We start from the raw sequence: 21,940 nt of genomic DNA, 5'->3' as shown, positions 1-21,940 counted from the left end.
TATTTATGTGAATCTTGTGTATTTGATAGATTCAAATCAACTATGGAATCTTGTGTATCATTTGTGTTGTTGTAATAGAATCTATCATTTGATTTAAAGGAATCTAGGTCTTTTGATTCTAGATTCTTACCTAAACTTTCTCTTAATTTCGCAATTCTTAAAGATTCTAGATTCTGTAATTTATTAGATTCTATATTTGCAAGATTTCCATTAAATCCCCCAAATCCACTTTTAAATACATTTGCTTTAATATGGGAAGTTAGGATATTTACATTTGATATATTTGACTTTCTTGTGGCATTACCTACGGAATCTGTTGCCTTACTTGATACATTATTCGTGCTTATATTAAAATAATTGCCATTTTTATTTAAATCTAATAGCGAGTTATCCACACCATTAATAACCAAATGTGAGAATAAATCACTTACGGAATCGCCATTTGCGTAAGTCAAATCATACTTTGCTCCTTGACTAGTAAGTATGAGTTTATCTAAGCTATAATCTTTATTTATTTCGAAATTTGTGCCAAGAGAAATAAGAATCTTAGAGCTAGAATCTTTTAGTGTTACATCACTAGAATTGATTATCAAATGTGATAGGTCATTTTCACTCACCCCAGTTGGAAAATTACTACCACTCCAGCCACCAAAGCTAAAGCTATTAAAATCACTAGCAGACTTATCTAAAATCAAATGATAGTTTGTGATATTTATAGGCTTACCTAGTCCCAAATCGTGTATATGGGCGTATAGTTTCCCCAACGCATAATCAACATAAGATAATAATATTTTGCCTTGATTGTTGAGATTATCAATAGAAGCAACACTGCCGTCATCTCCCGGCTGGAATTTTTTAATCACCCCATAATTATTTAGGCTATCTATAGAAGTTTCAAAGAGCCTAAACTCATCAATAGTGCCGTAAATCGTAATGTCCTGGGCGTGGAGCGGAAGCGTGAGTGTCGCAAAAAGTGCGATGAATGATATAGATTTTGTGAAGTTTATGGAGTTATGAAATCTTAAGCTTGATTTAAGAATCTTGCTAGATTCTCTACTCCCCCCCCTATTTGCGATTTAAATATATTTGTAAACATTCTATTCTCCTAAAATTAAAATCCCAAATTGTAACACAAAAATTTAATTTTAGAAAATCCGCTGATTTATAAGTAATATAATTTATTTAAATTTCACAAAGTATTTTTTCTTATCAAAATTTATTTGGTATTTTTCGCCTGTTTTTAGGTCGATTAGGTAGCATTGGTCGATGCCCTCGACTTCTGCTCTATTTGTGGGGATTTGAGAAAGTCGCTTTTCTACATCATCTAGGCTTTTAAGCTCGATTCCAAAGCCAAACATAAATAATTTATATTTATTTTCATTCATAATTTTTCCAAAGATTTTAAAGTTTAGACGGAGATTAAGAATCTAATCTCACGCCCAAAGCAAATATATTTTAAAATCCTTAATCTTGCTTTAAATATCTAAATTTTTCACTTCTTTTGCGTGCTGCTGGATAAATTCGCGTCTTGGCTCGACCTCGCTTCCCATAAATAGCGTTAGGATTCTATCGCTTTCCTCTTCGCTGTCGATTTTAACTTGGAGAAGAGAGCGATTTTCTTTCGTCATCGTGGTTTCCCAGAGCTGATTTGGATTCATCTCACCTAAGCCCTTGTATCGCTGGATTGTAGCACCTTTTTTAGCACTTTCCTCAATCTGTTCTAAAAACTCGATTAAATCCCTATCTTTTAAAAATATCAAATCTCTATCTTTGATTTTATTAAAAATCCGCTTGGCGTCGATAAAATGTGGGTCTTCAAAAATGCTTTTATTTAGATTTAGCTCTTGTAAGCCTGTTTTAGTCTGAACGAAAAGCATAATAGATTCTTCGCCATTTATTTTATTTAAGATATTACAATTAATATCTAGCAAGTAATTTTCCACATTTTCGGCGATTTGTGGGAGTTCTAGGGATTCTAGATTCTCATTTTCAATTAGGAATCTAATAATATTTATCGAAAAATACTGCTTTTCAAGTCGCTTTAAAATGCTTCGATAATTTGAAATATTCTTTAAAATATCGATTAGCTCGTTATTTCCAATGCCATCAAAGCTGAAATTTTCAATGCCATTTTCAATCAAAAATGAACTTAAATGCTTTTCATCTTTGAGATAAACTTCCTTTTTGCCTTTTTTAAATAGATATAGCGGTGGTTGAGCGATATAAATATGTCCGTTATCAATCAATGGCTTAAGATATTTGTAAAAAAATGTCAAAAGTAGCGTTTGGATATGGCTTCCATCGACATCAGCGTCCGTCATCAAAATAATCTTATGGTATCTAAGCTTTTCAATGTCAAATTCCTTATCAATTCCGCAACCAAAGGCAGTTATCATATTTATAATTTCATCGGTTTTTAGAATCTTATTAATATTCGATTTTTCGACATTTAGTATTTTTCCCCGCAAAGGCAAAATGGCTTGATAAGTCCTATCTCGCCCAGTTTTCGCACTACCACCAGCGGAATCTCCCTCAACTAGGAAAATCTCAGATATACTTGGGTCTTTACTCTGGCAATCAGCGAGTTTCCCGGGCAAAGTGCCGAAAGAATTTGTATCCTTTCTAGTTAGCTCTCTAGCTCTTTTTGCGGCTTCTCTGCCTTTTGCAGCAAGCATGACTTTTTGCATTATGATTTTTGCGTCATTTGGGTTTTCTTCAAAGAATTTTGATATTTTCTCATAGGTGATTTTTTGAACGATATTGCGAACAAATGAATTTCCAAGCTTTCCTTTTGTCTGCCCCTCGAATTGTGGCTCCATAACCTTTACAGAAACGATTGCCACGAGTCCTTCTCTAATATCATCGCCTTGCACTTTAGAATCTTTTTCTCTAGGATTCGCATTAGCTTCAATATAATTCATAATCGCTCGGCTAAGCCCCATTCTAAATCCACTTTCATGCGTCCCACCCTCAATCGTGCGGATATTATTTACAAAGCTTAGGAGCTTCTCGCTATAGGTATTATTATAAGCAAGTGCGATATCGACTTCCACCTCGCTATCATTATCGCTAAAGCTTACAATTTGAGAGATAAATTCCTTTTCGTTAATATCTTCGACGAACTTCACCAAACCGCCCTCGAAGTGGTAAGATTCATTAAAATCGCTATTTTCATCGATGAAATTTATCATAATATTTTTATTTAGATATGCCATTTCTTTAAAGCGATTTTTAAGAATCTCAGTGCTAAATGTGGTAACCTCCATAATCTTATCATCTGGTATAAATTCGATTGTAGTGCCGTTTTCTTTAGTTTCGCCGATGATTTCAAGTGGTGTTTGTGGGATTCCCTCTTTGAATTCTTGGCGATAAATATTGCCATTTTTATAAATTGTCATAATAAGCTTTTTACTTAGGGCATTTACCACACTCACGCCCACGCCGTGAAGTCCACCGGAAACTTTATAAGTATCTTTATCAAATTTCCCTCCAGCATGAAGCACAGTTAAAACCACAGTTGCAGCTGGAATCTTTTCTTCCTCATGAATATCTACTGGGATTCCTCGTCCATTATCTTTGACAATAACGCTACCATGTTTGGTTATCGTAATATCGATTTTCGAGCAGAATCCAGCCATTGCCTCATCGATTGAGTTATCGACAACTTCATAAACCATATGATGAAGCCCATTTACATTCGTATCGCCGATATACATTCCCGGGCGAGTGCGGACAGCTTCTAAGCCTTTTAAAACCTTGATATTTTTGGAACTATAATTATTCATTAAAATTGCCTATTATATGAGTGTTGGAATAACTACTAAAATAAAATTATCGCTTTTTAATACACAAGCGGAATTTTTATTTTCATTGATTCCAAATTCAAAATTAATTGTGTCAATATTTTTAATATATTCTAAGATATGTTGAGAGAGAACGCATATTTCTATATTTTCTTCTATTGAATCTATAAAATTTTTATTTAATTCCTTATCAATATCAATTTCTGTAACTGCTTGGGAATCTCCATCGCTAACAGATTCGAATGTTATTTTGTCTTTAGAAAAAATAATTTTTACTTTTTTTGAAATAGAATTTATGATTTTTAATGATTCAATCATTTTTTCTTTGTTTATTTGAATCTTATATTTTAATTGAGAATCTTTTGGAATAACTCTCTCATAATCTAAGAAATTTCCATTTGGGATTCTGGTGAAAAATGTATTTGTTTCATTTTCTATTATTATATTGTTGTCGCTAAAATAGATATTTGCTTTTTCATTGAAGAATTTTTGAATCTCAATTATTGCTTTTCTTGGAAACATAAAAGATATTTTTTCGACAGATGGATTATTAAAGCTTATAACTTCTAATCTTTTTGTATCGGTGGCTACGAAATTAAATTTATATTCTTTAATATCAATTAATGCATTTCTTATTTCCATTTTTGAATTATTTGGTTCGATTACTGGAAAAATCTTTTTTAATGAATTTATAATATTGGCTGAATCTATATTTATTTGGGAATTTTTATAATCTTTTGGAAATTCTGGGAAATTATCTCCTATGAAGCTTTGTAATGTTATTTTTGTTTTTTCTTGTTTTATTTCTAATTTTTCATTATTGTTTGATATGGTTATTTTATCGTCTTTTAGATTTTTTAATATGTTTAAAATATCTTTTCCATTTACTGTTATTTTTTCTTCTTCTTGGATATTTTCATCTTTGATTCTAGTTATTATGCCCATTTCATAATCTGTTGCTTTTAGGATAACTTCATTTTTTTTTGTTTCTATTAATATATGCGAAGTTATTTGGCTTGTGTCTCTTTTTTCTAAAAATGGTTGGAAATTACTTATTATAGATTCTAATAAGCTTTTATTTATTGTTATTTTCATTGTTATTCCTATCTTTGAAAATTTTAATATATAAATATTTTTAGTATTATTAGTATAATTGTGATTTATGTGAAAAAGTCTAATTTTTACTAATATGACTACTTATTTTATATATTTTATATTGTGAAAAAGTTGTATTGTATTTTCACATAAATTCACTTATAAAATTATTTATTTTTTGGAATCTTTTATCTTATTTTCTATTTCCTCGATTTTTATTCTTATTTCATTATTATTTTCTATTTCCTCTTGTATTTTTTTCATTGCTTTACTTATTGAACTATGGTCTTTAAAATCTAGGAAATTTGCTAATTCTGTCATTGAATTTCTAATTAGTGTTCGTCCAAGATAAATTACTATTTTTTTGGCTAATAAAATATCTTTTGTTCTTTTTTTATTTTTTATATCTGCTGTTTTTATATTTAGTGATTTTGCTGTTATATTTATTATTTCTTCGAGATTTATTTTTTCTGTGTTTGTGTTTTTATAACTTTTTATAGAATTTTTTACAAAATCAAGTGTTATTTCTTGATTCATAATGGAAGCATATGAATTTATTGTCATTAATATGCCTTCTATTATTCTTATATTATTATTCACATTTGTTGCGATGTAATTTATTATTTCATCGTCTAATTGGATTAAATCCAATTCACATTTTTTCTTTATAATTGCTATTTTTGTTTCTAATTCTGGAGGTTGTATTTGTGCGGTTACTCCATTCTGGAATCTTGATTTTAATCTCTCTACAATTTCTAAATCTTTAATTTGTTTATCTGAAGTTAAAACAATTTGTTTATTATTTTCTTTTAATTCATTAAAAGTATAAAAAAATTCTTCTTGTGTTCGCGTTTTCCCAACTAAAAATTGAATATCATCGATTAATAAATAATCACAATTTCTATATTTTGCTCTAAATTTATCAAATGTTTTATTTAATTGATGGCTTGTAAAATCATTTAAAAATTCTTCACAAGTAATTAAAATAATATTTTTTTTACCTATATTATAGTTTCCAATAGCATTTAAGAGATGGGTTTTTCCAAGTCCAGTGTCTCCACTAATAAAAAGTGGATTATAAAGTTTTCCTTGATTTTGTGCTACTTTTTCGGATACATTGAATGCGAATTTATTAGATTCTCCTACTACAAATGTTTCAAATGTATAAGAGGGATTTATTATTGATTGTTTTTGATTATTTTGGATAATTTTTATATCGTAATTTGTTTTAGTATTTTTGGTATTTTCATAATTTTTTTGAACATTTATTTTTATTGTGGGTTTTATTTCTGTTTCATTTTCAAATAAAGAGGCTATTTTATTTGTATAATTTCTTTTAATCCAATTTGCAATATAAATATTATCAGTAATTAAAACTTTCACATCAGATTGTGAATTTTTTTCATCGAATCTTAGATTTTTTATATATCGATTATAATCTATTAGCGGAATTTCCTTTTTTAATTCTTTTAGTATAATATCCCAAATCATATAATCTCCAAAATGTGTTATAAATATATAAATGATATTTTATCATAAAGGTAATTTTGTGAATATTTTAGGAATTGACCCGGGAACTAAAAATTGTGGATACGCAATAATAAATGGAGAAAAAAATAAAATTTCTTTACTTGAAGCTGGATTTATCAAGATAAAGGAAAATAAACTTCAATATCAAATAAGTGAATTTAATGAAGGAATAAATTTAGTATTAAAAAATTATAAGATAGATTCTGTGGCGATTGAGGATATTTTTTATGCATATAATCCAAAAACAGTTATTAAACTAGCACAATTTCGAGGAGCGATTAGCTTTAAGATTATTCAGGAATTAGGAAATTTTTATGAATATACACCACTTCAAGTTAAAAAATCAATTACAGGAAATGGAAAAGCAGATAAGACTCAAGTCGCATTTATGGTAAAAAAAATGCTAGGAATAAAAAAAGATATAAAACCACTTGATATAACAGATGCAATGGCGATTGCTATAACTCATTACAATCATATTAAATTAAATATACTTTAATTATTTTCTAATTCTAAAAGTTGTTTTTTTATATTTATTTCTAATGCATATCCGCCTATTGAACCATCATTTTTTATAACCCTATGACAAGGAATAATAATCAAAATTGGATTTTTATTATTTGCATTACCAACGGCTCTATAAGCATTTGGATTATTTATATTTTGAGCTATTTGTTTATAGCTTTTAACTTCTCCAAAGGGAATCTTAATTAATTCATTCCAAACTTTTTTATTAAAATTACTTCCTTGTGGATTTAGTGGCAAATCAAAATTTTTTAGATTTTTATTAAAATAAGATTCTAGTTGGTTTTTTGTTTTATTAGTTATTTCATTTGGATTTATATTAGAATCTAATAAATTTATTTTACTAACTACAAGCAAAGCATTTTTATTAGCTATTATTTCTAATAATCCAATTGGACTTCTATATAAATCCCTAAATATCTCTTTAATCCTCAATGTCAAGTTGAATTTGATTTGGAGATTTTGCTTTAGGTTTTGGGCTTTTTACCTCAGGTTTTTTCGAAACTACTTGTTTTTTCTCTTTAATTTCTACTTTTGGAGGTTCTATAGTTTCTTCCTCTTTTATTTCAGGTTTTATATTTTGCATTATTTGATTGATTTTAATAGAAACATCAAATGAATTTCCTAAATAGATATTTTTAAAATCTTTATTATAATTCAAATATGGAGCGAATCCTGAATATGTTTGGTCGATTGTAACATTATAATTTCCAGCAACATTATTTGTAAAAATTATTTTTTGCATTCCTTCAAATGCTTTATTTGAATTTTGAATATTTAGATTTGTTTTAATAAATTTATCACTTAGATAAAAATCACTAGGATGTTTTGTATTTATATACCAATTTGGGCTATCCATCTCCATATTATTAACTTCTAAGTATTTTGCCAATATATTTGTATCGCAAGTTTCACAATATATTTCATATTTTATTATTACTGCGTTTTCCTCTCCAGAATCATTAATTGTATTATCTACTTGCATTTTTCCTCTTGCAATGATAACGCTTATAGGTTTAGAATCATCTGTTAATCTATCATAAACAATTAAATCATTATAATCATAAAATTTATTACCCGTTTTGTATTTTGCATTAAATGATAAATCAGTTAGTTTTATTTCTTGTGGTTCAACTAAATCATTTTGTTTTATTTTTCTTAAATTATTATATTTATCAGCAACTTTTGTAATCCCAAAATAAACACTTAGATTAGCAGTTTGTTTATCATCAAACTCATCTAAATATATATTAACTTTTGAATTTAATCTATCGCTTACACTTCGTTTGAATTCCACTAACAAATTAGAATCTAAACCAAGTTGTATCGAACCATAATTACAAGATTGATTTATATCTATAATCTCATCTTTATTATTTAATGCATTTAATGTAATATCTAATATTGGGTTAAATTTGAATGTATTTCTATCATCAATCTGCCCATAATATGATATTTTGTAAGGTGAAATAATATCTGTTTTAATCATAAAATTAGCTGGAATAACATTAATATCTTTTGATATATTTGCATTTATACATTTTGGCATATTTGGATTATCATTTGAACAAAAATCAGTATTATTTTCTATATTAAAATTTATATTAAGTTTCCCTTTTGTAATAGTATTTGCAATAAATTCTGCTTTGTTGTCTATCATTTCTCCATTCTCAAAGCTTATTGTCATTGGCTTTTGTATGAAAACTTCTTTATTTGGAGAAGAACACATATTATTTTGTTTAAATTCTAAACTATTAGAATCTGCAATTAAATTTCCATTAAATCCACTATCAATTTCACCCTCAAGATTAAGTGCTTTTGAATTTTCAAATATAATATTTATTACACCTGCTTTTAGTGAGTCAGAATCCTCAAAAATTGGATTTAAAACAAATTTTGCAGGAGTAACATTTATTTTATTTGTTTGTTTTGTTGTATTTGTGCTTTTACAAGTGATTTGTGTTTCATTGCTAGATTGTGGAAATTTTAAATCAATTGTTCCTAATATATTATTGGAATCAAGATTATTTGAAATCTCTAAATTTTCTCCATAATAATCTGTAATATTGCAGATTACATCTAATTTATCATTTGTGAGATTAAGAATATAGATTGAATTTACCTTGCTATTTGATGATAGTTTATTCCAAATTAGTTTATCAAAAGGTAATAATTGATTGGATAAACACTGCAAATCTCCATTGCAAATTTTATTAAAATTATCAAAATTTTCTTTTTCTATAATTAAAAAATCATCATTTATATCGATTTTTGCTACATTAATTTCATCTTGATTTGCAATATTATCTTTATATTCAACAAGAGGTTCATCATCAATAAAACTATCACTTAACTCTTCTTGTGGCTCTTCTATATTTATATCATTACTTTCTTGTTTTTCTTGTGGTGTAGCTTCTGCTATCATTGTAGTATTATATAAATCTATTACTTCTTGACTAAATGCTACTTTATTAGGGATTCCACATTGTCCATCATTTTGGCTAAGAATATTTGCATTTGGAAGCATATCATTCAAATTGGCTTGAGAACCATCTTGTAAATAGATTTTTCCACTCTCAATAAAAACACCATAACTAGGTATAATATCTAATTTTGCAGTAGCGATTTTATAATCTTTATTTTGTATATCAATATCATTATAAGCAAGGATTCCATCAAAGCATTTACCTTCTTTTACTTCACATATAGAATTTTCATCATTTGGGGAATCTTTAGAATCATTTTTAACACTATATAATCTTTTTAAAATATATTGATTATTGCTCAAATCAAGTGGATTCACCTCAGGACCACATACTACATTGCCATTATATGGATTTATTGCTTCGCCATCTTGTGATAAGGAAAAAATATTATCCACATTGATAATTGTTTCCATATTTCCGCGTTTATCTTGCTCTGTTTCATTGATTGTGTTTATAAAATCTTCTTCATAAATGCCACCGAAGAATGTATTTAATGTTATTGTTGAGTTTTCACCATCAGGCATAATAATGCCCTCAGCACCTAGTTTTGCCCCTCGTTGTAAGATTATATTACTTTTACCATTTGTTCCTTCTACTATCTCTATAATTAAATTTTTTGGTTGTTGGGTATTTATCCTAATTCCACTATCTAATACAAAATCCCCAGCCACACGCAATAAAATATTGTCATTTTTGAGCTCTATATTTTTATTTGTAGTTAATTTATAATTTATATCATTATTAGAATCTATCGTATTTTCAAAAATAACACCTTCTGTTAAAAATCCTTTATTGTTTTCAACCATAGAACAATTTATAACATCGTATTCTTCATCATATATTTGGATTTTGCCATCGTAAATACAAGCCCCATATTCTAAGGACACATTGTCATTTTCATCTATAAATTTATGTAATAAAATTGGAGGATTATTAATATCGAGTTCGCAGTCTTTTTGCTTGCTATTACTAAAATCGCAGCTATCTGCAAACACAAAAAGTGTAAAAAAACATAATGATAAAATTATTCGTAACATTGCAATCCCTTAAATTCATATCTAAAACTATGGATTCTACCTAAAGTTGTATTGAAATAGTTTAAAAATTGTTAAGTTAATATCGCACTTTCTTGCATTTAAGTTAAAAATTTTAACATTTATTTAAGTATTTTTGGATTTATTACATTAAATATCTATATTTTTCCGTGAAATAGCTATTTATAGATAATTTTCAAATATGATGCTAAATTATATAAATCTTATATTTAGAAAGTTAGAATCTAACTCTCTAAATATTTGGATTTTATTAATCTAAAACTAAGGTTTTTGCACCTGTTTGTTGATAAACTAAGATTCTCTTTGGCTTATTTTTATATTTTGTCATTGCTGTATTAAAATCTTTTATATTATTTATTACTACATCTTCAATTTGAGAAATTATATCACCTTTCTCGAATCCTACATTATCAGCCTTACTATTTTCTTCTACGCTACTTACAATAACACCATTTAGATTATTTGGTAATCTATACATTTGTCTAGTTTGGTTTGTGATATTTTCTACACTTAAACCATAATTTGAATTTTTTGCACTACCATTATTTTGCTTTGTTTGGGTTTGTGCTATTGTATCACTTTCTGATTTACCTAATTTTACTTTAGTTGTATATTCTTTTTTATTTCTCATATATGTTATGTTGATTATTTCGTTTGGACTAAATGAACCTATTGTATTTTTTAATTCTGATGCACTTGATATAGGTTTATTATTTATTGCAACAATCAAATCCCATACTTTTAAACCAGCTTTTGCTGCTGCTCCATCTTTATCTACATTTACTAAAACAGCACCATTTTTTCCATTATATAGATTTGATAAATTTTCTGTTACATCTTGAATCCCAACACCTAAATAACCTCGCTCAATAGTTCCTTTTTCAATTAATGTTGTTGTGATTTTTTTTACCATATCAGAAGGGATTGCGAATCCAATGCCGTGATTTCCACCTGTTCGTGATAATATCGCAGTATTTATCCCAATCAAAGCCCCGCGACTATCCACTAGAGCACCTCCAGAATTACCCGGATTTATTGAAGCATCTGTTTGGATAAAATTTTCATAATCATTAATCCCCATTTCGGTTTTATTTAATGCTGATATTATCCCCATAGTAACGCTCTCACCTACTCCAAATGGATTCCCTATGGCAAATACAATATCACCTACCATTAAGTCATTACTATCTCCTAATTTTGCATAAGGTAAATTATTTTGATTGATTTTGATTACAGCTAAATCACTTCTTGGGTCTTTTCCTATTAGTTTTGCTTCATATTCTTTTTTTGAATTATTTGGCAGTGAAACTAGAATCTTATCTGCATCTTCTATTACATGGTTATTTGTTACGATATATCCGTCTTTTGATACGATTACACCACTTCCAAGTGAACGCTCGATTCTATCTTGTGGCATATTATTATATAAATCCCCGAAAAACTGCCTAAATATTGGGTCATTAAACATTGGGTGATTTGCTATGTTATTTGATACTTTTTTCTGTGTAGAAATATTTACTACGCTTTTTTTTACTTCGCTAATTGCACTATTATAAGATTGTATAGAATTTTGTGAAATACCTACATCATTTCTTTTTGATATAGAAGGCATTTCATCAAAAGTAAATCCACTTAAAAATAAAAATGGAATAACTAAAATATATAAACACTTCATTGTTTTATTTTCCTTATTGATAATTTTTGTTAATTATATATTAATTATGTAAATTATTAGCATTAAATTTATATATAAAATCTTAACAAAAGCATATTTTAAATAGCTATTTAAAGATTCTAGAGCCTATACGAAGCATATTTGCACCATTTGCAATTGCGATTTTATAATCATCACTCATTCCACAAGATAATATTTTAGCACCTATTGGAGTAAGTTTGTCAAAAATATCTTTTGTTTTTTTAAAGCAGGATTCTATGATTTTTTTATCATCTGTATTTGTAGCAATTGTCATTATCCCTTGCAAATTTATATTTGGAGCAATTTCTAATATTTCTTTATATGAATCTATAGCAGAATCCAAGCTAAAACCGCTTTTTGTTAGTTCATTTGAGCTATTAACTTGAAGCAAACAATTAAGCTTTGTATTGTTTTGTTCTAATTTTGATTGAATACTCTTAGCAAGCTTTATAGAATCTAGAGATTGAAGCATAGTCGGTTTTAATGATATAAGTTGATTTATTTTATTTTCTTGTAAAGTGCCTATCATATGCCATTGTATAGGTAGATTATCTAAAGATTGGGCTTTTAGCTTTAAATCTTGAACTTTATTTTCTCCAAATGTTCTTTGTCCTGCATTATAGAGTGCTACAATATCATATAAACTAACATATTTTGAAACTGCTACTAGTTGTATTATTTGATGTGAAGAATATTTTAGTCTTTCTTCTTCGATATTTTCAATTAGGATTCTTAGATTTTCTTTTAATTGCACTTCTCTTTTTGTTTTATCTATCATTACTTTTCCTATTTTAAAGGTATATTTGTGGCTATTCTCGATATATCATTGTATAAACCTAATATCATTAACGCAAATAATAGAATCCACCCAAATATAGTAAGTCTATATATAGTTGTTTCGCTTAAAGGTTTTTTTGAAATCCACTCATAGGCTGTGAAAACTATATGTCCCCCATCTAAAGCAGGTATTGGAAATAGATTTAGGATTCCAAGATTTATTGATATTAAAGCACTAAGTCCTAATAATGCAATAATCCCAGCTTCTTGTGCTTGAGAAATTATCTGCACTATTGCAATTGGTCCGCCAAGCTGACTTGTAGGCAGAATCCCCGTTATTAATTTTTGGATTCCAAGTAATATTAATTTTCCTGCGAATAAAGTCTCATTAAATGCAAATGGAATTATTTCACTTAGTGTGTAATTAACTTTTCCAACCTCGCCTTTTGCCTTAATGCCAATAAAGCCTTGCTTTATATCTTCTCCAAAAATATTCTTAGAATCTTGAATCTTTGGTGTTAATGTTGTTTGGTATAATTGCCCATTTCTTTGATATTCTATATTTATCGAGGTATTTTTTTTGCTAATGTAATCACTCATATCACGCCAAGTTTTGATATTTTTATCATCAATTTTAACTATCTTATCATTAGCAATTAATCCTGCATTTTGTGCAGGAGAATCTTTTACCACATCACCAATAATAGGAAGAAGGCTATTTATCCCAGATATTCCAATGATAATATATAGTAAAAATGCTAGAAGTATATTTGCTCCACTTCCGGCAAATAATATACAAATTCGTTTCCAAGGAGCTTTTGTGTTATAACTATCATCATCACTATTTATTTCATTTGGATTTAAGTCATCTTGACCTTTCATTTTCACATATCCGCCAAGAGGAATGGCAGAAATTGCGTATTGTGTCCCTTTATATGTTTTTGTCCATATTTTCTTACCAAAACCAATGCTAAAAACCTCAACTTTTACACCAAAAAGTCTAGCTACTAGAAAATGTCCACTTTCATGGAAAAATATCAAAAAAGATAAAACTAAGATTGAAACAATTAACCACATAATCACTTACTTTTATAATATTGTTTTGTATAGTCATAACCCGAATATATCGTTATTATCGTAGCACACCATAATAAAAATGTTCCTCCGGGAAATAAATCTGCTAGTAGAAAAGCGATTGCTGTAATTTGGAATCCTGTTTTATATTTTCCAAGATTGCTTGCAGCTATATTTCTACCATCACCTGCGGCAATTACACGAAGTCCTGTTATAAAAAACTCTCTACTTAATATTAGAAAAACTGCCCAAGGACTCGCCCTATCAAGCAATAAAAGACCTATAAATGCTCCTAATATTAGCATTTTATCGGCTAATGGGTCGAAAACTTCTCCAAATTTACTTTTTACATTATATATTCTTGCAATATATCCATCAAAAAAATCTGTCCAACTTGCAATGCCAAATATCAAACAAGCTGAATAATTTATCCAAGAATAATCAACCCAACTTGGAAATATATTAGTTCCATATATGATTATTATAAGCATTAGTATTGTAAGCACTATCCTAATTATAGTTAGGATATTTGGTAGATTTTTTGAGAAAGACATATTTTCCTGCTATAAGTCAATTATCTAAATGTTGTGCCACCATCAATTACTATAGTTTGCCCTGTAAGCCACGAACTTTGCGTATTATCGCATAAGAAAAATGCTGCTCCGGCTAAATCATCTGGTGTTCCCATTCTATTTAATGGGGATTCTTCTTCGACTGTTGCTTTTACAACCTCATAATCTGGGAAAGCCTTTAGAGCATCTGTATCGATTGGTCCGCCACTCACGGCATTTACTCTTATTCCAAATTCGCCTAATTCTTGTGCTGCATATTTTACGATTGTTTCCACAGCATTTTTCGAGCTTCCGTGTCCGGCATAATTTGGCATATATACAAGATTCCCCGTTGAGCTTAGGGTTACTATTGAGCCACCGCCTACTTCTTTCATTCTTTTTGTAGCCTCTTGTGAGCCAACAACAAATGCTAAAACAGTTGCTGTATAAATATTATTTAATCCTTTGGGTTTTAATCTCATAAATGGAGCAAAACCACCTGCTACACTTTTACCATAAATTATTGCATTTGAGATAAAAAAATCAACACGATTAAAGTCATCATCAATTTGTTTAAATAATTCTATATATTGCTCTGGTTCAAGCACATTCAGCGGATATGCCTTTGCTTTTATATTATATTTAGATTCTACATCATTAATTATATTTTTTGCTTCCTCTTCATTTTTATTATATGTAAAGGCGACATTCACACCATTTTGGGCAAATTTATAAAGTATTGCCTTGCCAATTCCTCTTGTTGCACCACTTATTACTAAGGTTTTCCCTCTCATATACTCTGCAGTTTCTCTTAAGCGTGAATTCATTTTTTTACCTCATATTTTTCTAAAGTTTTTTCTAACAATTTAATATTTTTTGTATCCATTTTACTTAGAGGAAGTCTAAACTCTAAGGTTTCAATTAATCCATAAATCCACATTGCTGTTTTGATTGGAATTGGATTTGTTTCACAAAATAGCACTTTGTTTATTTCAAATAGTTCTGCATTTTCCTTTAAACTATTTTGATAATCCCCATTATTGGCATATTTTACTAAATTTACTATTTTATCTGGTAAAAGATTTCCAGTAACTGACACAACACCACAACCACCACTTGCTAAAATAGGGTGATTTATAGCATCTTCACCGCTTAATATTTTAAAATTTGGCATTCTAGCGTTTATTTCAACTATTCTTTCGATATTTCCTGCAGCCTCCTTTATCGCATATATATTTCTATTTGCTTTATTTAATCGCTCTATGGTGGAAATATCTATGCTTACTCCCGTTCGTCCCGGGATATTGTATAGCATAATGGGAATCTCAATGGCATTTGCAATTGCTAAAAAATGCTGATATAAGCCCTCTTGTGTTGGTTTATTATAATATGGAGATACGCAAAGAATGGCGTCCGCTCCAGCTTTTTGTGCAAATTTTGCTAAATCTATCGCCTCTTTTGTGGAATTACTCCCTGCACCTGCTAAAACCTTAATTCCTGTATTTTTACATACATTAATCGTGGTTTCTATGCATTCCATATGTTCTTTATGGCTTAAAGTGGCAGATTCTCCTGTAGTTCCCATAGTAAGACAGGCATCCATTCCATATTTAATTTGTCGTTTTATCGTATTTTCATAGCTGACAAAATCTACCTTATTATTTTTAAATGGTGTAATAAGAGCACTCATAGCACCGATAATTTCTTTCATTTAAAATCCTAATTATTTTCTTAAAAAAATAGTGCTTGAAGATTCGCTTTTAAAATATTTATTTGCGACTTCTATAATATCATTTATAGTTAGTTTATCAAAATTATCCTCATAATTTAATAGAGGTTCAATATTTCCTCTTGCAAAATAGCTACCATAAAGTGAAGTAACTTGCGATGAATTTTGCAATCCAAAGATAAAACTAGCTTTAACATTTATTTTTGCTTTATCTAAATCTTTGTTATTAATCTTCCCATTTTTAATATTTTCTATTTGTTTTAAAATAGAAGATTCTATTTGTTCGGCTTTTATATCTTTATTTCCAACCGCCATAAATAAAAATAAACCCTCATCTTTTAAGTCCATATTATAGGCATAAACACTTTGAGCGAGTTTTTCTTTATTTACAATATTTTCAACCAATATAGAGCTTTTTCCGCCACTTAAAATATAGCTTAGAATTGATAATGCAATTTGGTCTTTATGCTCAAAGTTTGGAATCTTATAAGCTAGGGCATATAGCTCTACTTCTTGGTTTTCTTTTTTTATTTCTATGAATCTTCTATCTTGCTGTTTTGGCTCTATTGTATGTATTTTTGGAATCTTAGAAGTATTTTTGATGTGATTAAAATGTTTTTTAACCGCATTGAAAACAATCTTAGATTCAATATCTCCAGCCACTACGATTATTGCATTTTGAGGTTGATAATAGGTTTTATAAAAATCTTTTATATCATCAATTTTCCACGATTTTATATCATCCATAAAGCCAATTGGTGTCCAATGATAGGAATGATAAATATAAGCGGTATTGAAAAGCCTAAAATATAAATATCCCATTGGGGAATTATCTGTTCGCCAAAGTCGTTCTTCCATAACTACTGCTCGTTCAGTTTGAAATTCACTATCTTTTAGCGATAGATTAGTCATCATTTCGGCGAATAATTCTAGGGATTTATCTAAATTAGTTTTATTTGATTTTATAAAATATCGTGTATAATCAAATCCTGTAGAAGCATTTGTATTGCCACCAAATTGTTTTACTATATTATCAAACTCGCCACTTTTTAGATTCTTTGTGCTTTTGAAATTCATATGTTCTAGCATATGAGCGATTCCACTTTTCCCAAGCACCTCATTTCTACTTCCAACCTTGTAGAAAATATTTATATCAACTACATTACTATTATTTTTCATAGGGATTACAACGACTTTTAAGCCATTTTTCAAATCCATCTCATCATATTTATACAAAGCACTGCTAAAGGCATAACTACTCATTAAAATTACTCCAAAAATTATAAATCTAATATTTTTTATCATCTTATTCCTAATATAAACTTTTTCCAATGGCTTCACTTATATTTTTGAATCCATCTTCATTTAATCTTTCTAAAATCGTTTTATTTATTTCTTGGACAATTCCCGGACCTTCAAAAATCATTCCTGTATAAATTTGAACTAAAGATGCACCTAATTTTATCCGTTCATAGGCTTCATCTCCATCATCAATTCCACCTATTGAGATTAATATCGTTTTTTCAAATAGATTCTCACTTAGTATTTGAAAAATTTCTCTAGAACGATTTTTTAATGCCAATCCACTTATACCGCCTTTATCTTTTGGATTCTTAAGTAATGAATAATCTATAGTTGTGTTTGTTGCAATTATCCCATTTGCACCATTATCAACCGCACATTCACAAACTCTTAGCATATAATCTATATCCATATCAGGAGAGATTTTTAGAAAAATTGGCTTTTTAGTTTGTTTTCTTAGTTCTGTAAGTAAGGTTTTAACAAACTCTTCATTTTGTAAGTCGCGTAGATTTGGTGTATTTGGTGAAGATAAATTTAGTGCGAAATAATCGCTAGATTCTTTAAATTGTGAAACTAGTTTTTTATAATCAAAAATAACTTTTTCTTGCTCTGTTATTTTATTTTTTCCTATATTTACTCCAATGGGTATAACAAATGGATAAATTCTTTGTATTCTTTGGAAAATTTTTTTAGCTCCATCATTATTAAATCCCATATAATTTTGGATACTTTTTTCTTCTACAAATCTAAAGATTCTAGGTTTTGGATTCCCCTCTTGTGGTTTTGGGGTAACTGTGCCAATTTCTATAAATCCAAATCCAAATGCACTTAAAGCTTTTGTCATTGTTGCATTTTTATCAAATCCTGCACCAAGCCCAACAGGATTGTAAAAATTAAGCCCACAAATATTTTGTTTTAATTTATCATCAATAATGCAAAATTTTTTTGCTAGATATTCTAAAACCATAGGTGTAACTTGAGTCATAATAAGAAGCTTTTCTGTTATTGAGTGTATATTTTCAGGGTCAAATTTGAATAGATATGGTCTTATTTCTTGATACATCATTAAACCTTTTTAAATTTTCATTATATTACCAAATTAAAAATTCTTTTTTGACCTTATTTAGCTCATCAATTTTTAATTTTAATTTATCTATTTCATTATCTATTTGCTCTATCATCCACATTTTTATATGCGGTGGATAGTCTATGCTACATCGTTTAATCATAATATAATCTATTAATGTTATCTTGTGGATATTTAATAGAATCTTGATTTCTTGCTCTATATCCTCTATATCTCTTAAAATAGAATCTATTTTATCAAACATTTGTTCACTTTATCCCTGCTTCTATTAGTTTGTGCATATGTATTACACCTTTTATATTCTTATCTTTATCAGTTATTATAAGTAATTGAATCTTAGAATCTTCAATTAAATGTAAAATATCATAAGCTAAAGTATTTTCATCATCACAAATTTTTGGATTTAATGTAGCATAATCTATCGCCATATTATCCAAACTAAAATCATCTCTCATCATTGCTCGTCTTAAATCGCCATCGCTTAGGATTCCAATAAGTTTGTTATTTTCTGCTATTAAAACACTTCCTAATTTTCCATTTGTCATTTTGATTATGGCATCTTTTAGGCAAATATCTTTAGAAATGATTGGTAGATTATCTTTTTGCATTAAATCTTTAATTTTTATAAATAATCGCTTCCCAAGGCTTCCACCGGGGTGAAACCTAGCAAAATTATGCTCTTTAAAATCTCTAATTCGCATTAGACAAACAGCTAGGGCATCTCCTAGAGCAAGTGTTAAGGTTGTAGATGAGGTTGGAGCGACATTTAGCGGACAAGCTTCTTTTGTGATACTAATATCCAAAAAATAATCCCCCATTTTTGAGATGGTGCTATTTTTATTTTTCGTCATTGTAATTATTTTTTTGGATATTTTTTGTAAATGTGGCATTATATTAATAATCTCATCACTTTCGCCACTATAGCTTATAATTAGCACAATATCATCTCTACAAATAGCCCCTAAATCTCCGTGCATAGCTTCTGTGGGATGCACAAAAAAGCTAGGTGTTCCCGTGCTAGATAATGTTGCAGAGATTTTTGCTCCAATTAACCCACTCTTGCCAACACCCATTACCACCAATCTACCATTTGAATGGTAGATTTCATTGATAATATTATCCAGCATAGTTTTATCTATATTTTTAGAAGCTCTTAGTAGCTCATTCGCTTCTATTTCTAATACATAAGATGCTATTTCTTTAAAATTCATTTTTATCCTAAGAAATATATATTTAACACTATTGTAGGATATTTTTTAAACTTTTTAAATGCTATTTTTCTTAAATGGGATTTTAGATTCCCTTCTAGATTCTTGCTTAAAGATTCTACTTTTGCGGTGCTTACATATAATTTTATTGCATCGTCTAATTCTTTTACAAACATTCTTTCTTCTTTATCTCCAAGTAATCCAAATGTTTGGATTCTAGGATTTTCTACAATCTTATTATTTTTTATTTGCATTGCAATTATTATTATTCCATCTTCAGCAAGTTTTTGTCTATCCAAAACAGTTAGATTGTCAATAATTTTCCCTAGTTGATTATCAACAAATAATTTTCCATTTTTTACACTTCGTATTTTTTTAACATAATTTGGACAAACTTCAATTTGGTCGCCATCTTCCATCAATAAAATATTTTTTTCTAAAATACCACATTTAATGGCTGTTTCTCTGTGCTTGGCTAGGTGATTAAACTCTCCGTGTATTGGCAGAAAGAATTTTGGTTTTATTAATCTTAGCATTAATTTTTGCTCTTCTTGAGCGGCGTGTCCGCTTACATGTATTTCACTAAAATCTTGATATGCGACTTTTGCGCCAGATTTCATTAGGAAGTTTATAACTTTTGAAACACTATTTTCATTTCCCGGAATTGGTTTTGCCGAGATTATTATAGTGTCTGTTGGTTTAATCTTAATATGTCTATGTTCATCTGTAGCCATTCTATATAATGCACTCATTGGTTCGCCTTGTGCTCCAGTTGTTACTATTAATATTTCACTATCACTATATTTTTCTACTTCGTGAGCATCTATAAAAGCATTTTGTGGAATATTTATATATCCTAATTGCCTTGCGATTTCAAGGTTTTTTTCCATTGAGCGACCAATTACGCAGATTTTTCTATTGAATTTTATTCCATAACTTATTGCTTGATAAACCCTATGGATATTGGAACTAAATGTGCTCATTATTATTCTATCTTGGGTATTTTTAAATATATTTTCAAATGCTGGACCTACACTAGATTCGCTTGGAGTGTATCCCTGACGATGTGAATTTGTAGAATCGCTTAGCATTAGCATTACGCCATGTTCTCCATAATATGCAAGTCTATGAATATCTGTTGGAAAATTATCTACTGGTGTATGGTCTATTTTAAAATCACCCGTATGTAGGATTACCCCCGCAGTAGTTTTAATCGCTAATGCACTTGCATCGATTACTGAGTGGGTTATGTGAATCCATTCTACTTCAAAATCTCCTATTTTGATAGGTTTTCTTTTTTCAACAATCCTAAAAAATGAGCGAAATTTTTTCAAGCCATATTCATCAAATTTATTTCCAATCATTCCTAGTGGAAGTGGAGTTCCATATATTGGGAATTGCAATTGTTTAAATAAATGCGGAACAGCTCCTATGTGGTCTTCGTGTGCGTGCGTTATAATCAATCCTACGATTTTATCCTTTATTGCGTGCAAATAGCTAAAATCAGGGACTAAAATATCAACTCCGTGCATCTCTGCTTCTGGAAAGCTCATTCCCGCATCAACAATAATAGCAGAATCCTGACTTTCAATTACAGTTATATTTCCGCCGATTTCACCAAGTCCGCCAAGTGGAGTAATGCGAATCTTTGCTCTTGTGTTTAGGTCTAATTTATAATGTGGATTCAATGTGTTTTTGTAGCTTTTATTGTTTAATTCAACAATCTTTTTAAGGTCTTTATGAAGTCCTAGATTTGATTTTTCATTTAAACCCTCTTGTATATTGCTAACCCCATCTTGTTTTTGATTATTAGAATTATTGTAAGAATTAAATCTTTTTTCTGTGGAATCTTTCTTATAATCCCTATTGTAGTTTTTATTTTCCTTATTTGATTTGTCTCTTTGCTCTTTTGGTTTCCATTTCCTGAATACCTTTTTTTCAGAAGGTTGATTATTTTGTATTTTATTATCTTTATTGCCCTCAGGTATTTGATTGTTGGTATTTTCATTATTATTTTCCATA

General features: G+C 28.9%; 19 protein-coding genes. 1 reads left to right on the top strand and 18 read right to left on the bottom strand.

Annotated features, from left to right (window positions below; all coding sequences use genetic code 11):
• The 5 genes from CCY99_RS01340 to dnaA all read right to left on the bottom strand — a co-directional run.
• The coding region (locus CCY99_RS01340) for a hypothetical protein (RefSeq protein WP_146744916.1) at positions 1–863 on the bottom strand (863 nt) is incomplete at its 3' end.
• Positions 864–1,178: 315 nt separating this feature from the next.
• Positions 1,179–1,385 carry a hypothetical protein gene (locus tag CCY99_RS01335; protein ID WP_112059612.1) on the bottom strand — a complete coding sequence of 69 codons (207 nt, stop codon included), beginning with the start codon at positions 1,383–1,385 and terminating at the stop codon, positions 1,179–1,181.
• A gap of 90 nt (positions 1,386–1,475) precedes the next feature.
• Positions 1,476–3,785 (bottom strand): DNA topoisomerase (ATP-hydrolyzing) subunit B, encoded by a 2,310-nt coding sequence (gyrB, locus tag CCY99_RS01330; protein WP_112059611.1) that lies wholly within the window; start codon positions 3,783–3,785, stop codon positions 1,476–1,478.
• A gap of 12 nt (positions 3,786–3,797) precedes the next feature.
• Positions 3,798–4,898 carry a DNA polymerase III subunit beta gene (gene dnaN / locus CCY99_RS01325; protein WP_112059610.1) on the bottom strand — a complete coding sequence of 367 codons (1,101 nt, stop codon included), beginning with the start codon at positions 4,896–4,898 and terminating at the stop codon, positions 3,798–3,800.
• A 171-nt stretch (positions 4,899–5,069) separates the two neighbouring features.
• Positions 5,070–6,389 carry a chromosomal replication initiator protein DnaA gene (gene dnaA, locus CCY99_RS01320; RefSeq protein WP_112059609.1) on the bottom strand — a complete coding sequence of 440 codons (1,320 nt, stop codon included), beginning with the start codon at positions 6,387–6,389 and terminating at the stop codon, positions 5,070–5,072.
• Positions 6,390–6,447: 58 nt separating this feature from the next.
• Here dnaA and ruvC point away from each other — a divergent pair, with 58 nt between their 5' ends.
• Complete coding sequence (gene ruvC, locus CCY99_RS01315) at positions 6,448–6,927, top strand: crossover junction endodeoxyribonuclease RuvC (protein WP_112059608.1); 480 nt, start codon at positions 6,448–6,450, stop codon at positions 6,925–6,927.
• Here ruvC and CCY99_RS01310 read toward each other — a convergent pair.
• From CCY99_RS01310 to CCY99_RS01250, 13 genes are all read right to left on the bottom strand, one after another.
• Entirely contained in the window at positions 6,924–7,394 is a 471-nt protein-coding gene (locus tag CCY99_RS01310; protein ID WP_220092220.1) for a methylated-DNA--[protein]-cysteine S-methyltransferase, read from the bottom strand. The two genes, ruvC and CCY99_RS01310, sit on opposite strands and share 4 nt — an antisense overlap.
• The gene (locus tag CCY99_RS01305) at positions 7,378–10,476 is read right to left on the bottom strand and encodes a hypothetical protein (protein ID WP_112059607.1); all 3,099 of its coding nucleotides are present in this window, start codon (positions 10,474–10,476) and stop codon (positions 7,378–7,380) included. Before CCY99_RS01305 ends, CCY99_RS01310 begins: the two co-directional genes overlap by 17 nt.
• Before the next feature lie 268 nt (positions 10,477–10,744).
• Complete coding sequence (locus CCY99_RS01300; protein WP_112059606.1) at positions 10,745–12,169, bottom strand: Do family serine endopeptidase; 1,425 nt, start codon at positions 12,167–12,169, stop codon at positions 10,745–10,747.
• A 106-nt stretch (positions 12,170–12,275) separates the two neighbouring features.
• On the bottom strand, positions 12,276–12,968 hold the full coding sequence (locus CCY99_RS01295; protein ID WP_112059605.1) for a YggS family pyridoxal phosphate-dependent enzyme: 693 nt from the start codon (positions 12,966–12,968) through the stop codon (positions 12,276–12,278).
• A gap of 8 nt (positions 12,969–12,976) precedes the next feature.
• Positions 12,977–14,044, bottom strand: a complete 1,068-nt coding sequence (gene rseP, locus CCY99_RS01290) for an RIP metalloprotease RseP (RefSeq protein ID WP_112059604.1) — start codon at positions 14,042–14,044, stop codon at positions 12,977–12,979.
• A 2-nt stretch (positions 14,045–14,046) separates the two neighbouring features.
• Positions 14,047–14,595 carry a CDP-diacylglycerol--glycerol-3-phosphate 3-phosphatidyltransferase gene (pgsA, locus tag CCY99_RS01285; protein WP_112059603.1) on the bottom strand — a complete coding sequence of 183 codons (549 nt, stop codon included), beginning with the start codon at positions 14,593–14,595 and terminating at the stop codon, positions 14,047–14,049.
• A 20-nt stretch (positions 14,596–14,615) separates the two neighbouring features.
• Positions 14,616–15,419 (bottom strand): enoyl-ACP reductase, encoded by an 804-nt coding sequence (locus CCY99_RS01280; protein ID WP_112059602.1) that lies wholly within the window; start codon positions 15,417–15,419, stop codon positions 14,616–14,618.
• Positions 15,416–16,303: a 4-hydroxy-tetrahydrodipicolinate synthase gene (gene dapA, locus CCY99_RS01275; RefSeq protein WP_112059601.1), complete on the bottom strand. Its 888-nt coding sequence runs from the start codon at positions 16,301–16,303 to the stop codon at positions 15,416–15,418. The genes CCY99_RS01280 and dapA overlap by 4 nt, the downstream gene beginning before the upstream one ends.
• A gap of 12 nt (positions 16,304–16,315) precedes the next feature.
• The gene (locus CCY99_RS01270; RefSeq protein WP_258442908.1) at positions 16,316–17,584 is read right to left on the bottom strand and encodes a pitrilysin family protein; all 1,269 of its coding nucleotides are present in this window, start codon (positions 17,582–17,584) and stop codon (positions 16,316–16,318) included.
• 49 nt (positions 17,585–17,633) lie between these two features.
• Positions 17,634–18,689, bottom strand: coding sequence for a quinone-dependent dihydroorotate dehydrogenase (locus tag CCY99_RS01265; RefSeq protein WP_112059600.1), 1,056 nt, complete (start codon positions 18,687–18,689; stop codon positions 17,634–17,636).
• Between the two features lie 25 nt (positions 18,690–18,714).
• Positions 18,715–18,954 (bottom strand): DUF2443 family protein, encoded by a 240-nt coding sequence (locus CCY99_RS01260; protein WP_112059599.1) that lies wholly within the window; start codon positions 18,952–18,954, stop codon positions 18,715–18,717.
• Between the two features lie 4 nt (positions 18,955–18,958).
• The gene (locus tag CCY99_RS01255) at positions 18,959–19,921 is read right to left on the bottom strand and encodes a KpsF/GutQ family sugar-phosphate isomerase (RefSeq protein WP_112059598.1); all 963 of its coding nucleotides are present in this window, start codon (positions 19,919–19,921) and stop codon (positions 18,959–18,961) included.
• A gap of 2 nt (positions 19,922–19,923) precedes the next feature.
• Complete coding sequence (locus CCY99_RS01250; RefSeq protein WP_112059597.1) at positions 19,924–21,939, bottom strand: ribonuclease J; 2,016 nt, start codon at positions 21,937–21,939, stop codon at positions 19,924–19,926.
• Position 21,940: the final 1 nt, after the last annotated feature.

It is taken from the genome of Helicobacter sp. 16-1353 (assembly GCF_003288815.1).
Lineage (GTDB): Bacteria > Campylobacterota > Campylobacteria > Campylobacterales > Helicobacteraceae > NHYM01.
The sequence above is the reverse complement of the archived record's forward strand: the minus strand, read 5'-3'. Positions and strand labels throughout refer to the sequence as shown.

What these genes read in the sequence shown, in the direction of transcription:
- CCY99_RS01335 (WP_112059612.1), bottom strand. Translation starts at nt 1,385, where the DNA reads ATGAATGAAAATAAATATAAATTATTTATGTTTGGCTTTGGAATCGAG.
- gyrB (WP_112059611.1), bottom strand. Translation starts at nt 3,785, where the DNA reads ATGAATAATTATAGTTCCAAAAATATCAAGGTTTTAAAAGGCTTAGAA.
- dnaN (WP_112059610.1), bottom strand. Translation starts at nt 4,898, where the DNA reads ATGAAAATAACAATAAATAAAAGCTTATTAGAATCTATAATAAGTAAT.
- dnaA (WP_112059609.1), bottom strand. Translation starts at nt 6,389, where the DNA reads ATGATTTGGGATATTATACTAAAAGAATTAAAAAAGGAAATTCCGCTA.
- CCY99_RS01305 (WP_112059607.1), bottom strand. Translation starts at nt 10,476, where the DNA reads ATGTTACGAATAATTTTATCATTATGTTTTTTTACACTTTTTGTGTTT.
- CCY99_RS01300 (WP_112059606.1), bottom strand. Translation starts at nt 12,169, where the DNA reads ATGAAGTGTTTATATATTTTAGTTATTCCATTTTTATTTTTAAGTGGA.
- CCY99_RS01295 (WP_112059605.1), bottom strand. Translation starts at nt 12,968, where the DNA reads ATGATAGATAAAACAAAAAGAGAAGTGCAATTAAAAGAAAATCTAAGA.
- rseP (WP_112059604.1), bottom strand. Translation starts at nt 14,044, where the DNA reads ATGTGGTTAATTGTTTCAATCTTAGTTTTATCTTTTTTGATATTTTTC.
- pgsA (WP_112059603.1), bottom strand. Translation starts at nt 14,595, where the DNA reads ATGTCTTTCTCAAAAAATCTACCAAATATCCTAACTATAATTAGGATA.
- CCY99_RS01280 (WP_112059602.1), bottom strand. Translation starts at nt 15,419, where the DNA reads ATGAATTCACGCTTAAGAGAAACTGCAGAGTATATGAGAGGGAAAACC.
- dapA (WP_112059601.1), bottom strand. Translation starts at nt 16,303, where the DNA reads ATGAAAGAAATTATCGGTGCTATGAGTGCTCTTATTACACCATTTAAA.
- CCY99_RS01270 (WP_258442908.1), bottom strand. Translation starts at nt 17,584, where the DNA reads ATGAGTAGTTATGCCTTTAGCAGTGCTTTGTATAAATATGATGAGATG.
- CCY99_RS01265 (WP_112059600.1), bottom strand. Translation starts at nt 18,689, where the DNA reads ATGATGTATCAAGAAATAAGACCATATCTATTCAAATTTGACCCTGAA.
- CCY99_RS01260 (WP_112059599.1), bottom strand. Translation starts at nt 18,954, where the DNA reads ATGTTTGATAAAATAGATTCTATTTTAAGAGATATAGAGGATATAGAG.
- CCY99_RS01255 (WP_112059598.1), bottom strand. Translation starts at nt 19,921, where the DNA reads ATGAATTTTAAAGAAATAGCATCTTATGTATTAGAAATAGAAGCGAAT.
- CCY99_RS01250 (WP_112059597.1), bottom strand. Translation starts at nt 21,939, where the DNA reads ATGGAAAATAATAATGAAAATACCAACAATCAAATACCTGAGGGCAAT.